Raw genomic sequence first — 12,737 nt, 5'->3', positions numbered from 1 at the left:
ACTTAATGCGCATTCTCGTGGTCGAAGACGATATAGATCTAAGCCGCCAGCTTGTCGCGGCGATGACCGACGCGGGCTATGCGGCCGATGCCGCCTTCGATGGCGAGGAAGCCGCGTGGCTTGGCGAAACGGAGCCTTACGACGCCATCATCCTCGATCTCGGCCTTCCGAAGCTCGACGGGCTGTCCGTTCTCGAACGCTGGCGCAAGGCCGACGTCAAGACGCCCGTGCTCATCCTCACAGCGCGCGATCGCTGGAGCGAGAAGGTAGCGGGCATCAACGCGGGCGCGGACGATTATGTCGCCAAGCCCTTCCAGATGGAGGAAGTGATTGCCCGCATCCGCGCGTTGGTGCGCCGGAGCGCGGGCGTGGCGAGGGCGGAACTCGAATGCGGCGAACTCAGGCTCGACACGCGCACCGCACGCGTGACCTTCGGGGGGACGGCGGTGAAGCTGACGGGCCTCGAATTCCGGCTCCTTTCCTATCTGATGCACCACAAGGCGCGCGTCGTCTCGCGAACGGAACTCGTCGATCACCTCTATCAGCAGGATTTCGAGCGCGATTCGAACACCATCGAGGTTTTCATCGGCCGACTGCGCCGCAAGATCCCCGCCGATATCATCCACACGGTGCGCGGGCTCGGCTATTGCCTCTCAGCCGCCGCCGACCCCGAAGGGAGCGCGAAGAAGGGCTCATGAAGGGCAATTCGCTCGCAGTACGCCTTCTGATCTCGTCGGCCGCGTGGATCGTCACTATCCTCTCGATCACGGCCGCGATCCTGATATCGCTTTTCAACAACATCCTCGAAGCCAGCTTCGACGCGCGCCTCAACCAGTACCTTGAAAACATCATCGCGCGGACCGCTCCGCAGGGCATGCATGACATCCGCCGCCCCGACGACGATGGCGAGCCGCTGTTCTCCAAGCCGCTGTCCGGCGCATATTGGCAGATTCGCCCGCAAGACACCGCGACCGAGCCCACGTTCAAGTCCGCCTCCCTCGTCGGAGAGGACTACAAGACGCCGAGCGACCTTGGGGTGAAGCCCGATGAGCGGCAATTGCGCCAATCCTATGCCGATGGCCCGGACGGGCAGCTTCTTCGCGTGCTGGAACGGGACATCGACTTCGGGCAGGAAAATGAACGCCGCATCTTCTCGATCTCGGTGGCTTTCGACACGGCGGACATCGACGCCGAAGCGAGATACCTCACCAACACCATTGTTCTGACGCTCGCGTTTCTCGGCGGCGGGCTGCTGCTGGCGACGTTCTTCCAGGTACGGTTCGGACTGAGCCCCTTGCAGGACATGGGGAGGCAACTCGCCGCCATCCGCGCGGGCGAGAAAGCGAAGCTCACAGGTACGCCGCCAGCCGAAATCCAGCCCCTTCAGGAAGAGCTGAACGCGCTCATCGAGGCGAATCAGAACGTCGTCGAGCGCGCGCGGACGCATGTCGGCAACCTCGCGCATGCACTCAAGACGCCCCTCAGCGTGATTGTGAACGAGGCCGCGCCGCAGGAGGGGGAGTTCGCGGGCAAGGTTTCACAGCAGGCCACGATCATGCGGCAGCAGATTTCGCACTATCTCGACCGGGCGCGCATCGCGGCGCAGATTCGGCCCGCCGTGGGCGTTACCGACGTCGGCGCGGAGCTGACCGCGATTTCCCGCGCGCTCAACAAGATCCACGAAACGCGCGCGCTGACGCTGGAGGTGGAGTGCCCTGGCGGCGTGCGCTTCTTCGGCGAGAAGCAGGATTTCGACGAGATGGCGGGCAACCTCATGGACAATGCCTGCAAATGGGCGCGGTCGAGCGTGCTGGTGAGGGTGGAGCAGCCGGCGGTCGTGCGCGGCGAGCGCACCTTCAGGCTGATTATCGAGGACGACGGGCCGGGCCTGCCCGAGACGTTCCGCCGGAGCGCGGTCAAGCGCGGCCAGCGCCTCGACGAAAGCGTGCCCGGCACCGGCCTCGGCCTGTCTATCGTCGCCGATTTGTCGCACCTTTATCGCGGCTCTCTCAGCCTTGAAGAGGCGGACGGCGGCGGCCTTCGCGCATGCCTGAAGCTGCCGGCTGCGTGACGGACGCAAAATTGCCCGAATGAGCCGTAAACGCTTATAAAAGGTTAACGGCTGGGACGGGCAGCGATTCGGCTGCCTTGCAGGGGACAATGAAGAAAATCACACTTGTATTCGCTTCGCTCGCGCTGGCAGTCGTGTCGACCGGGTGCGCCACCAAGGAAGACACGGGGACGCTCCTCGGCGCAGGCACCGGCGCGCTGATCGGCAATCAGTTCGGCCATGGCGGCGGACGCGTGGCTGCGACGGTCGGCGGCGCGCTGATCGGCGGCTTCATCGGCAACCGGATCGGCAAGTCGATGGACGAGGAGGATCGCCGCCGCGCCTATGAAGCGCAATATGCGGCCTTCAACAGCGGCCAGCGCACCGAGTGGCGCAATCCGAAGAATGGCCGCTACGGCTACGTGACGCCGCGCCGGAGCTACACCTATCAGAACTACCAGTGCCGCGAGTTCGAGCAGACGGTCTACATCGACGGCCGCCCTGAAACGATGGTCGGCAAGGCGTGCCAGCAGCCCGACGGAACGTGGCGCGAGGCATGATCGGAGCGGCGTAGCGAGACCGATGTCCGATCGACGAACCAGTTGACCGCACCGCCGCTCTATCGGTTTTGCGGCGCGGTTTGCCCTTTTCACTCCGTTCAGGCGGCCGCCTGAGCGGAGTTTGTCATTTGAGACGGCGAGCGGGAAACCTGGCGCCAGTAGCGTCTCTTTACACGCCCGCTTCAAGCGCGGGCTCATCGGCGCGCGCCGGATCTCTCGCGATTTCGGGCGTTGTTGACGCACCAGTAACCGTCGTGACGTCGCGCAACGACTGGATGCGCCGCCGCACGAACTCGACATGGTCGCGCAGCGTGTAAAGGTCAGCCGAGAGGTGCGTCGGCACGGAAAGGCGCCAAACGGCCTCTTCGACCCGGTCGAGGTCTCGCTCCTTCTGGTCGACGAACTCGGCGGACGCCTTCTTGTATGTGAGGTTCTGCTCGATCCGCTTCAACTCGCGATACCAGTGCAGGATGCGTTGCCTCATCCGCCAGTTGTAAAGAAGCGGCGCGATGCGCGCGAGCGGGATCACCACGCCGATCATGGGAAGGATCAGGATTGCGGCCCGATCGATGAGCGTCGCGAGCCAGAACGGCAGCACGCGCTGGAAAAAGGTCGGGCCGGATTTGTAGACGCGCGTGGCATCGTCGATCATCGGAAATTCGGGATCTTCGACGAGGCTTTCCGTGCCGAGCGCGAAAATCTTCGATTCGCCCGTCGGCTTGAGCGTCGGCTGACTCTGCACCTTCAACACGGCCTGTGCGAGAATCGCAAGCAGTGCCGGGTGCAAATCGTCGCGGATGAGCAGCATCGCCTTCGTGGCGACAAGCACGGTATCGGCGGGCGGGATGTTCTGCGCGAAATCGACGACGCCCCTTCGCATCGTGACCTGCGTCAGATAGGGGTAGCGCTGGATAAGCGCATCGGCCTGCGCCATGCTCATCAGCCTGGTTCCGTCCTGATGCAGCAGCCGCTGCACCGTTTTCGCCTCGGGGCCGAGAACCAGAAAGCCGGCATCCGCGCCGCCTTGCGCAAAGGTTTCGACATAGTCCGGTAGCTGCATCGCGATCAGCGTCGAGTTCTCGGCCGTAATGCCGTTCGCGCCGAGAAGCCGCTTCGCGAGCGCCGCCGTGCCGCTGCCCTCGGGGCCGATCAGGATGCGTTTTCCCTTGAGTTCGGTGATGCTCGAAAGCGGGGCGTCGCCGCGATAGAAAACCCATACGGGCTCGATGATGAGCCGCCCCATCGAATAGAGCGACGGCGAATCGATGTGGTTCGTCAGGCCGCCCTGCGCGATTCCGGCCTGAACATCGCTCGTTTCGTCCTTGAGCAGGCGGAGATTGTCGAGCGAGCCCTCGCTTTCGCGCACTTCGAGCTTTACGCCCTTCTTCTCGGCCTCCTCCTTGAAACGGAGCGCGAGGTCGTAATACGGGCTGCCCTTGCTTGCGGCCGCCAGCACGAAGGTGTCCGGCGGCGCGGGTTTCACGTACCGCAACGTGAACCACACGGCTGCCACGGCCAGCGCCAGAGCCGGTATGAAGACGGCAAGATATTCCCAGGTGAAGAAGCGTCTCATGGGCAGCGCTCCGGACGGGTTAGGCCCTTTTCCTCTTACGGGCGCGAAAGGGTTAACGCAATGTTAAATGTCGCAGGCTGTATCAGCACAACGCGGCGCTTGCCGAAATGCGACCGCTGGCGTTCAATCTGATAAAAATGTCAGGGGAGGAACGTATGGTCGATTACGAGCCGCGAACAAACCTCGATACGCACGACGTCACCAATATGCCGCCCCCTTTTGGCGCGCTGAACCTCTACGAGACGGACGTTGCGCTGACAGAAGCCGCGCGGCTTCACGGCGGCGAATGGGTGGACGGGCCGCTGTCGGCGCTGGGCGCGGCGGCGGGGACAGACGATGCGTTGCAGGCGGGCGAGGACGCCAACCGCTATCTGCCCGAGCTTCGCATTTTCGACCGTTTCGGCGCGCGCATCGACGAAGTTCGCTTTCATCCCGCCTATCATCAATGCATGGCGCTCGCGATGGAGCACAGCATCCACTCCATCGGCTGGCGCGAGAGGCGGCCGGGCGCGCATGTCGCCCACGCGGCGGCGCTCGCCATCGGAAGCCAGGCGGAAGCGGGAACGATGTGCCCCATGAGCATGACCTACGCCAGTGTGGCCGCCCTTCGGAAACAGCCGGACGTGGCGGAGGCGTGGCTGCCGAAGATCGTCGACGGCATCTATGATGCGCCGCTGCGCCCCATCGCGGAGAAGCGCGGCGTCACAATCGGCATGTTCATGACCGAGAAGCAGGGCGGCTCGGACGTGCGCGCGAACAGCACCCGCGCCGTGCCGATGGGCGCGGGCGGTCCCGGCGGCGAATATCTGCTCACCGGGCACAAATGGTTCTGCTCCGCGCCGATGTCCGACGCGTTCCTCACCCTCGCCTACACGGATCGCGGGCTGTCCTGTTTCCTCGCGCCGCGCATCAAGCCGGACGGCGCGCGCAATTCGATGAACCTGATGCGGCTGAAGGACAAGCTCGGCAACCGGTCGAACGCGTCGGCGGAGTTCGAATATAACGGCGCGTTCGCCTGGATGATCGGCGAAGACGGGCGCGGCGTCGCCACCATCATGGACATGGTGCATCACACGCGGCTCGACACCACGGCGGGATCGCTTGGCATCATGCGGCGCGCGCTGGCGGAAGCCATGCACCATGTGCGCCATCGCCGTGCGTTCCAGAAGACGCTGATCGATCAGCCCGTCATGCGCGCCGTGCTCGCGGATCTCGCGCTCGACTACGAGGCGGCGGCGATGTTCACCATGCGCATCGCGCGCGCCTATGACGGGACGACGCCGGAAGAACGCGGCTTCGCGCGGCTGGGCGTGGCGCTCGGCAAATTCTACATCGCCAAGCGCACCGCGCCCTTCGTGGCCGAGTGCATGGAGTGTCTCGGCGGCGGCGGCTATATCGAGGAGGCCGCGACGGCGCGTTATTATCGCGAGGCGCCTGTGAACGCGATCTGGGAGGGGTCGGGCAATGTCATCGCGCTCGACATCCTGCGCACGCTTCAAAAAGAGCCGGTCGCGCTCGACGCGTTGCTGGCCGAGCTTGCGGCAGCGCGCGGACGCCATCCGGCTTACGACGCGAGCTTCGATGCCCTGCATCGCCAGATCGGCGGCGGCATTGCCGAGGCCGACGCGCGCTGCATCGCCGAGCGCATGGCGCTGGCTCTGCAAGCGGCGCTGTTGCTCCGCCACGGTGCGCCGGATGTCGCTTCGAGCTATTGCGATGCGCGGCTGTCGGGGGAGGCGCGCGGTATCAATTACGGCTCTGGCGGTGCGAGGATTGCCGTCGACGCGATCCTTGCGCGCCAATGACTCTACTTCACGCCGCCGCGTCGAGCCGCACGGGAAGCCCTGCCGCAGCCATGTGCCGCTTGGCCTCGCCAATCGTGTAGTCGCCGAAATGGAAGATCGACGCGGCGAGCACCGCCGTTGCGCCGCCGTCGCGGATACCCTCCACGAGGTGGTCGAGATTGCCGACGCCGCCCGAGGCGATCACCGGCACCTGCACCGCATCCGAAATGGCGCGCGTCAGCGGCAGGTCGAACCCGGCGCGCGTGCCGTCGCGATCCATCGAGGTCAGCAGGATTTCGCCCGCGCCGAGCGCCACGACCTCTTTCGCGAACTCGATCGCGTCGATGCCGGTTCGATTGCGCCCGCCATGCGTGAAGATTTCCCAGTGAGCGCCGCGCCCGTCGCCTTCATCCTCGACCCGTTTTGCGTCGATGGCGACGACGATGCACTGATTGCCGAACTTCTCCGCGGCCTCGCCGACGAAGGCGCGATTCGTCACTGCGGCGGTGTTGATCGACACCTTGTCCGCGCCAGCCCGCAGCAGCGTGCGCACATCGTCGAGCGTGCGAACGCCGCCGCCGACCGTCAGCGGCATGAAGCAGCGCTCCGCCGTGCGCGCCACCACGTCGAGGATGGTGCCGCGCTTCTCGTGGCTCGCCGTGATATCGAGGAAGCAAAGCTCGTCCGCGCCCGCTTCGTCATAGGCGGCGGCGGCCTCGACGGGGTCGCCCGCATCGCGCAGATCGACGAAGTTGATGCCTTTGACGACGCGGCCGTCCTTCACGTCGAGGCAGGGAATGATGCGAACTTTCAGCATGGGGGTCTTCTTTTGCGAGGGTCAGGCACGGCCACGCGACCGGAAAGCCGCCGTCCAAGGCCCACCATTGTCGCGCAGAACCAGAAGCAGAAAAACGAGCAGCCCGCCATCGAAAAGGAACGGCGCGGCGCCGAGATGCGCCATGTTCCAGACGAGCGCGGCACCCGCCACCGAAGCCGCCGCCGCGAGCACATAGCCCGCAGCCAGCGCGGGCGAAAGGGGCGCGCCGAGCCGCCACCACAGGATGGCGCCCGCCGCGATCAAGATCACTGTCTTGAAAATCGCCATGGCCCCGATGAGAAGCGCGAACTCCGCCGAGGTGTCGACCGCGCCGCTTGAACCCGAGGACGCGAAAATCGCAGCCGCGACGGCCAGCAGGCATGCGGCGACGAGCGCGAGCCGCTCTCGCGTCAGAGCAAGGAGCCCGGTCTGTGGCAATTCGTTTTCCGTGACGTCGTCAGGCGTTTGATTGTCGGGGCGTTGGAGCATGGCGATGACCTCCTTGGCACTGTAACATAGGCGATCGCCGCCAGCGATAAAGTGCGCGGGACGCGCCCCGCCGACGCTGGCGAAAAGTTCGATATTTGCGCGCCTCCCCCCCTCGACATCGCCGTTCAAACCCCGTATAAGGCCGTCTCCGACGCGCGAAAGCGCATGCCCAGGTAGCTCAGTTGGTAGAGCAGCGGACTGAAAATCCGCGTGTCGCTGGTTCGATTCCGGCCCTGGGCACCATTCCTAAATTGGGCCATTGTTTTTCCTCGCTTTTTTGGCCAACTTTGTCCCACCGGTTTGCGAGCGCGCGGCATGCCCTCAGCGCGCCTTCCCGATGATCGGCCGCACGCTCACCGTGATGAAAACCGAAGCACGTTCCTGCCTACGCCGGCGCGTCTGCGGAACGCCGGTCGCTGTAGTCGAGGCGAAGCTCGACGCAGCAACTTCCCTATGCGGTTCAACCGTCCGTCTCAGACGACCCGTTTGATAGTCGGCTATCGACCCTGGCTGCGTGAAAACGGCATGAATCTCGAAAAGAGAACGAAAAGTGTCCCACCGACGCTACCGGGAGTGCCCCATTGACGATAACCAGTTGATTTGTATTGATTTTTTTGAAAGAGATGGAGGCCACGCCCGGAATCGAACCGGGGTACGCGGATTTGCAGTCCGATGCGTCACCACTCCGCCACGTGGCCTCTGCCTGACTTGGTAGCATGTCCGACGGCGCATGAAAAGTGCTCATGCAATCGGCTTTCGTGCCTCTATTCACGGGCGCTATTTTTTGGTACCCATCGCAGTGGCAGGAACTTCAGGGCACGGCATACGATGAACTATGCAACGGCGCGGCTTCACATGGTCGAATCGCAAATCAGGCCGAACGGGGTGCGCGACCCTCTGATACTGGACGCATTTGCATCTCTGCCGCGCGAGCTTTTCGTCCCGGAGCAACGGCAGCCCCTCGCCTATATCGATAAGGGCGTGCTCGCGGTCGAAGCCTCCGGCGACGAGCCTGCGCGTTATCTTCTCCAGCCGATGGTGCTCGCGCGCCTCCTTGAGGCGGCGGAGCCTTCCCAGGCGGACAACGTGCTCGACGTCGGCAGCGCGACGGGCTACAGCGCGGCAATCCTTTCGCGCATCGTCGCCAAGGTCGACGCCGTCGAAACGTCCGCCGCGCTTGTCGAGGCCATGAAAAAGCGTCTTTCGTTTGTGGGTGCAAGCAATGTGGACGTTCACGAGGGGCCGCTCGAAGAAGGCGTGCCGTCGCAAAAGCCGTTCAGCCTCATCCTCGTCAATGGCGCCGTCGCCAACGAACCGAAAAGTCTGTTCGGCCAGCTTGCCGATGGCGGAAGACTCGTTGTTGTCGTGCGGAAGGGCTGGATGGGCAGCGCGTGGCTTTTTGAAAAGAGCGGCGGCAATGTTTCGGGGCGCCCGCTGTTCGATGCTCCCGCAGATTATCTTCCCGGTTTCGAGCCGAAGCCGGAGTTTACGTTTTGATCGAAACGAATCGTGCAGAAGATTTGTACAATTGTAAGAATGCGTCGCAAGTTTTTAACGGAATGTAACGTCTTGTCACAGAATTATCGCCGCTGCTGCAACTGAGCAACGGACTTGGCAAAAACAATCGAAAGACGGGCGCGACGAAGCGATTTAACTTTTGCTTATGGCTTCTCGTGGATAGCTTTCCGCAGGCACACTCCATGTGCCGCGTTTGACGATGTGGTGCGTGCGTTGGTGCATTTTGCGAACAACGGAAGCAGTCCATGCCGTTCAGAAGTCTCTCTTTTTCCGGTTTTTTCAGAGCGTCTCGGACCCTGTGCTCGGCCTTGGCCTTGAGCATTGCGCTGGGAGGCCCTGTCAGCGCCGAGACCCTGAAGGAAGCGTTAACGGCAGCCTACCTATACAATCCTACGTTGAAAGCCGCAAGGTCACAACTTCGTTCCACGGATAATCAGGTGGCGCGTGCCAAGTCGGGCTACCGGCCCCGCGTCAATGCCACGCTTCAGGCGGGCCGCGCCGATACGCGGACACGCTACGATAACACGAACATTGGCGGCGAAGTCGCTTTGGCCGCTTGCGAAAGCACCACGTCGTGCGAAAACCCTTCGCCGCTGGCGTTCAGCACCTTCAACAATCAGCAGGGCTCCAACGGCGTCTACAGCCCGCGCACGGCGAAGGTCGCCGTCCAGCAGAATCTGTTCGACGGGTTCCGCACCTACAACAACGTGAAGGGTGCGGAGGCCGCTGTCGAAGCGGGCCGCGAGGAGGTGCGCAACGCCGAGCAGACCATGCTCCTGAACGCGGTGACCGCCTACATGGACGTGGTGCGCGATCAGGCCATCGTGAACCTTCGCCAGAGTAATGTGCGGGTGCTCGCCGAACAGCTCCGCGCCACCGAAGACCGCTTCAGGGTGGGCGAGGTCACGCGCACCGATGTGGCCCAGGCGCAGTCCGGTCTCGCGCAGAGCCAAGCGGATCTCTCCATCGCGCAGGGAACGCTGTACGGCGATCAGGCCCGATTCGCCCAATACATCGGCCATCCCCCCGGAACGCTTCGCGATCCCGGTCCGGCGACGGGATTGCTGCCGAAGACCCTTGACGAGGCCATCGCAATCGGTCGGTCGGAAAATCCGCAGATCATTGCGGCGATCTTCCGCGAACGCGCGCAGCAGCATCAGGTAAAGACGGTCAAGGGCGAACTTCTGCCGAATCTTTCCGTCGAGGCGAGCTATACGAAGGGCGTCCAGACCCAAAGCCCGCTCATCAATCAATATGACGATGCGCGCGTCATCGGCACCCTCAACATCCCGATCTACGAAGGCGGCGAGGTCTCGGCTCGCATCCGCGCCGAGATCGAGACGCTGTCGCAGCGCCGCCAGCAGATCGACGAAGCGCGCGAGATCACCCGCCAGCAGGTCAGCTCGGCATGGGGTCTTCTCATCGCCGCGAAAGGCAACGTCGCGGCTGGCGAGGCGGCTGTCGAAGCCACGCGGATCGCGCTTCAGGGCGTGCGCGAGGAAGAGCGCGTCGGCCAGCGCACTCTGCTGGACGTGTTGAATTCGGAGCAGCAGAACCTGAACGCCCAGGTCAATCTCGTGTCCTTCCGCCGCGACCTCGTCGTCGCGTCGTACTCGGTGCTTTCGGGAATGGGACGCCTCACGGCATCCGATATTTCGCTTCAGGCCGAGCTTTACGATCCCACCCGCTATTACAGCCAGGTCAAGGATGCGTGGTACGGCTGGGGCGCATCCATCGAAAGCCAGGAAGATCCGCGCGTTGCTCCCGTCGAGGATCCGGGCCTCCTTCCGGGGCAGGATTCGGGTGATGGCCCTGCTTATACCCAAAAACTGCCGCAAATCCCGTAGAACCGGTAGCGGAGCCGGTTCGATTATACCGATTCTGTTGCATCCGTTTTGGTCCACGTGCTGCACGCTCACAAGCGAACGCGGGAGCACGGGCAACCACTTCATTCTCGTGCGGTTTCGAATTTACATTGATGACACCACCATGGGGTTGTAATCGATGTAAACTCTCTGCATGGGCTCTGATGCGCTGGTTTCGGGTCGTGCTTCGAGGCATAAGTCAAGCGCGCTCGCTCGGAAGAGGGCGCGCTCGTACAGGGTGATTGGCATGAACCGCGCAGATCAGACTCCCGAACCGTCAATGGAGGAGATCCTCGCCTCCATCCGCTCGATTATCGCCGACGACGGCAAACCCCCCGTGGGCGAGAGCGCGCATGCCGCGCCGACCGCGTCTCCGGCCGCCCCCGCCGAGGACGACGTCCTCGACCTCACGGAGGAACTCGTCTTTCCTGTGGAAAGGCATGCGACGCCCGCGTTCGAGCCCGGTCCCCATGCGGCACAGCAAACCGAGCCCGTTTCGCAAGCGGTCCAGACCGGTCAGGAAGCGCAATACGACGCTCAGACGGCAGGCGCGCAAGCCCAATCGCCGATGGAACGCATCGCCGCGCATCTCGAAGCCCCGCATGACGAAACGCCACGCGCCGACACCCGCCGCCCGGATGCTCATCGCTCCGAAACTCCGCAATCCGAAAACCGGAATGCGGAGCCGCCGCGAGCCGAATCCCCGCGTGCCGAAGGCGATCCGCGCGAATCCCAGCCGCTCCCGGCGCAGGCGGCACCCCGCTCGATCTGGTCTCGGCGCGAATTGCCCGGTACGCCCCCGCCCGCTCCTGCATCCCCCGCGATTCCGCGCGCGACCGTCGAGTCGCGCACGCCGAGGCCGCAGAAGCGGTGGACCGAGGACATTCACATGCCTATTCCCGCCGACGGTCCGATTCCCCTCATACCGCAAGACATCCAGCCGCGTGCCGAACAGCCGCTAAAGTCTTCAACCGCAGCGGCGCCGGACTATGACACGACAGCAGCCGCCGAGCCGGAAGATTCGGAGATGGCTTTACTCGCCGAACGCCTTGCCCGCGACGCCGCTGGCGCGATGGACGACGAAGAACTCGCGCAGGCGGGCGATGTCGATTTCGAGTTGCTTGCGGATCAACACAAGGCCGAAGTGACCGAAAGCTTCGCCAGCGCCATCGAGCGGCAGAGCGACAGCAGCCCCGGCCAGCCGCTTCCGAGCCTTCTGGATGAAGTGCTGCGCCACGGGTTCCGCCGCGATGCGGAGGAAGACCAGGGCGAGGAGACGGAGGCCACCGCCGCTTGCGAGCCGGATTGCGCGCGCGAAGACGCGGCGCTGGCTGACGACGCTGTGGATCATGCGTCGGCGAACGCTGCCGAAACAGCCCCTGCGGACGATGCCGTAGCGGAAGCCGAGGCCGCGCATCCCGAACCCGAAACGGAGCATTTCCGCGAGATGGAAGACGCGCGGTCCGAAGATCTGCCGTCCGAAGAGGCAGAGGCCGACGAAGCTGCGGCCGAGGAGCGGCGCGTCGAGCAGGAGCATTTCCAGCAAAGGTATTTCGAACAGCCGGAGGAGCAGCGTTTCGACGCCCCCGCCCAGCGCGATCCGCGTCCGGACTTCGCGCCGTGGCTTGTTGCTTCTCCTTCGCTTGACGATGAGGCGACGTCCGAGCCGGATCAGGAACCGGAGCCGGAGCCGGTCCGCGAAGAGGCCGAGCCGCCGCTTGCGCAGGCCCGCTTCATGGGCGCCGAGCCATCGCCGTCGTCCTACGCCTCCCAACTCGTTGCCGCGCCGCAAGCGCCCGCTCCCGCGCCGTCTCAGCCCGCCGCGGTTCCGCCAACCGTCTCCGGGCCGCTCGAAGCCGCCGTCCGCGAGATGCTGCGCCCGATGCTCGTCCAGTGGCTGAACGAAAACATGCCGCGCATTCTCGAAAGCGCCATCCGCGACGAAATCGCGGCGCGCGGCGTTTTCCCGAAGTCGGACGATCAGGTATAGGCGAGCGCTGGCTCGCCTTCGCTCGCATCCTCGCGGCTTTCAGCCCGCGATGCACAAGGCAACCCGGCGCGGCCCGCTTTAGCGGTTGCCG

Annotated in this window: 10 protein-coding genes and 2 tRNA genes; 8 read left to right on the top strand and 4 right to left on the bottom strand. The window is 64.1% G+C overall.

The features are described 5' to 3' along the window. Nucleotides 1–5 precede the first annotated feature (5 nt). The 3 genes from KKP04_RS04875 (at nucleotide 6) to KKP04_RS04865 (ending at nucleotide 2,610) form a co-directional block, all read left to right on the top strand. The gene (locus KKP04_RS04875; protein ID WP_215027544.1) at nucleotides 6–698 is read left to right on the top strand and encodes a response regulator transcription factor; all 693 of its coding nucleotides are present in this window, start codon (nucleotides 6–8) and stop codon (nucleotides 696–698) included. Next, nucleotides 695–2,071, top strand: a complete 1,377-nt coding sequence (locus KKP04_RS04870) for an ATP-binding protein (RefSeq protein ID WP_215027542.1) — start codon at nucleotides 695–697, stop codon at nucleotides 2,069–2,071. The genes KKP04_RS04875 and KKP04_RS04870 overlap by 4 nt, the downstream gene beginning before the upstream one ends. Nucleotides 2,072–2,160: 89 nt before the next feature. Further along, nucleotides 2,161–2,610: an RT0821/Lpp0805 family surface protein gene (locus tag KKP04_RS04865; protein ID WP_215027541.1), complete on the top strand. Its 450-nt coding sequence runs from the start codon at nucleotides 2,161–2,163 to the stop codon at nucleotides 2,608–2,610. 169 nt (nucleotides 2,611–2,779) lie between these two features. Here KKP04_RS04865 and KKP04_RS04860 read toward each other — a convergent pair whose 3' ends face one another. Continuing rightward, nucleotides 2,780–4,183, bottom strand: a complete 1,404-nt coding sequence (locus tag KKP04_RS04860; RefSeq protein ID WP_215027538.1) for a TAXI family TRAP transporter solute-binding subunit — start codon at nucleotides 4,181–4,183, stop codon at nucleotides 2,780–2,782. A 155-nt stretch (nucleotides 4,184–4,338) separates the two neighbouring features. Between KKP04_RS04860 and KKP04_RS04855 the strand changes: the two genes are divergently transcribed. After that, on the top strand, nucleotides 4,339–5,988 hold the full coding sequence (locus tag KKP04_RS04855) for an acyl-CoA dehydrogenase family protein (RefSeq protein WP_215027536.1): 1,650 nt from the start codon (nucleotides 4,339–4,341) through the stop codon (nucleotides 5,986–5,988). A 7-nt stretch (nucleotides 5,989–5,995) separates the two neighbouring features. Here KKP04_RS04855 and hisF read toward each other — a convergent pair whose 3' ends face one another. Together hisF and KKP04_RS04845 are read right to left on the bottom strand one after the other, a co-directional pair. Further along, nucleotides 5,996–6,784 (bottom strand): imidazole glycerol phosphate synthase subunit HisF, encoded by a 789-nt coding sequence (hisF, locus tag KKP04_RS04850; RefSeq protein WP_215027534.1) that lies wholly within the window; start codon nucleotides 6,782–6,784, stop codon nucleotides 5,996–5,998. A 21-nt stretch (nucleotides 6,785–6,805) separates the two neighbouring features. Then, nucleotides 6,806–7,273, bottom strand: a complete 468-nt coding sequence (locus KKP04_RS04845) for a hypothetical protein (RefSeq protein ID WP_215027532.1) — start codon at nucleotides 7,271–7,273, stop codon at nucleotides 6,806–6,808. A gap of 167 nt (nucleotides 7,274–7,440) precedes the next feature. Here KKP04_RS04845 and KKP04_RS04840 point away from each other — a divergent pair. Beyond that, nucleotides 7,441–7,516 (top strand) — tRNA-Phe (locus KKP04_RS04840). A 381-nt stretch (nucleotides 7,517–7,897) separates the two neighbouring features. Here KKP04_RS04840 and KKP04_RS04830 read toward each other — a convergent pair. After that, nucleotides 7,898–7,971: transfer RNA gene (locus tag KKP04_RS04830), tRNA-Cys, on the bottom strand. A 130-nt stretch (nucleotides 7,972–8,101) separates the two neighbouring features. Between KKP04_RS04830 and KKP04_RS04825 the strand changes: the two genes are divergently transcribed. From KKP04_RS04825 to KKP04_RS04815, 3 genes are all read left to right on the top strand, one after another. Beyond that, complete coding sequence (locus KKP04_RS04825; RefSeq protein ID WP_215027528.1) at nucleotides 8,102–8,770, top strand: protein-L-isoaspartate O-methyltransferase; 669 nt, start codon at nucleotides 8,102–8,104, stop codon at nucleotides 8,768–8,770. A 266-nt stretch (nucleotides 8,771–9,036) separates the two neighbouring features. Further along, a complete protein-coding gene (locus KKP04_RS04820) occupies nucleotides 9,037–10,638 on the top strand; it encodes a TolC family outer membrane protein (protein WP_251133903.1) in 1,602 nt (533 codons plus the stop codon). A gap of 265 nt (nucleotides 10,639–10,903) precedes the next feature. Further along, the gene (locus tag KKP04_RS04815; RefSeq protein ID WP_215027524.1) at nucleotides 10,904–12,646 is read left to right on the top strand and encodes a DUF2497 domain-containing protein; all 1,743 of its coding nucleotides are present in this window, start codon (nucleotides 10,904–10,906) and stop codon (nucleotides 12,644–12,646) included. Nucleotides 12,647–12,737 lie beyond the last annotated feature (91 nt).

Source organism: Rhodomicrobium sp. Az07 (assembly GCF_018619475.1).
In the GTDB taxonomy this organism is placed as follows: Bacteria; Pseudomonadota; Alphaproteobacteria; order Rhizobiales; family Rhodomicrobiaceae; genus Rhodomicrobium.
The sequence above is the reverse complement of the archived record's forward strand: the minus strand, read 5'-3'. Positions and strand labels throughout refer to the sequence as shown.

Bases quoted from the DNA above. Each gene is read 5' to 3' on its own strand.
- KKP04_RS04820 (WP_251133903.1), top strand. From the start codon at position 9,037: ATGCCGTTCAGAAGTCTCTCTTTTTCCGGTTTTTTCAGAGCGTCTCGG.
- KKP04_RS04825 (WP_215027528.1), top strand. From the start codon at position 8,102: ATGAACTATGCAACGGCGCGGCTTCACATGGTCGAATCGCAAATCAGG.
- KKP04_RS04815 (WP_215027524.1), top strand. From the start codon at position 10,904: ATGAACCGCGCAGATCAGACTCCCGAACCGTCAATGGAGGAGATCCTC.
- KKP04_RS04870 (WP_215027542.1), top strand. From the start codon at position 695: ATGAAGGGCAATTCGCTCGCAGTACGCCTTCTGATCTCGTCGGCCGCG.
- hisF (WP_215027534.1), bottom strand. From the start codon at position 6,784: ATGCTGAAAGTTCGCATCATTCCCTGCCTCGACGTGAAGGACGGCCGC.
- KKP04_RS04860 (WP_215027538.1), bottom strand. From the start codon at position 4,183: ATGAGACGCTTCTTCACCTGGGAATATCTTGCCGTCTTCATACCGGCT.
- KKP04_RS04845 (WP_215027532.1), bottom strand. From the start codon at position 7,273: ATGCTCCAACGCCCCGACAATCAAACGCCTGACGACGTCACGGAAAAC.
- KKP04_RS04855 (WP_215027536.1), top strand. From the start codon at position 4,339: ATGGTCGATTACGAGCCGCGAACAAACCTCGATACGCACGACGTCACC.
- KKP04_RS04865 (WP_215027541.1), top strand. From the start codon at position 2,161: ATGAAGAAAATCACACTTGTATTCGCTTCGCTCGCGCTGGCAGTCGTG.
- KKP04_RS04875 (WP_215027544.1), top strand. From the start codon at position 6: ATGCGCATTCTCGTGGTCGAAGACGATATAGATCTAAGCCGCCAGCTT.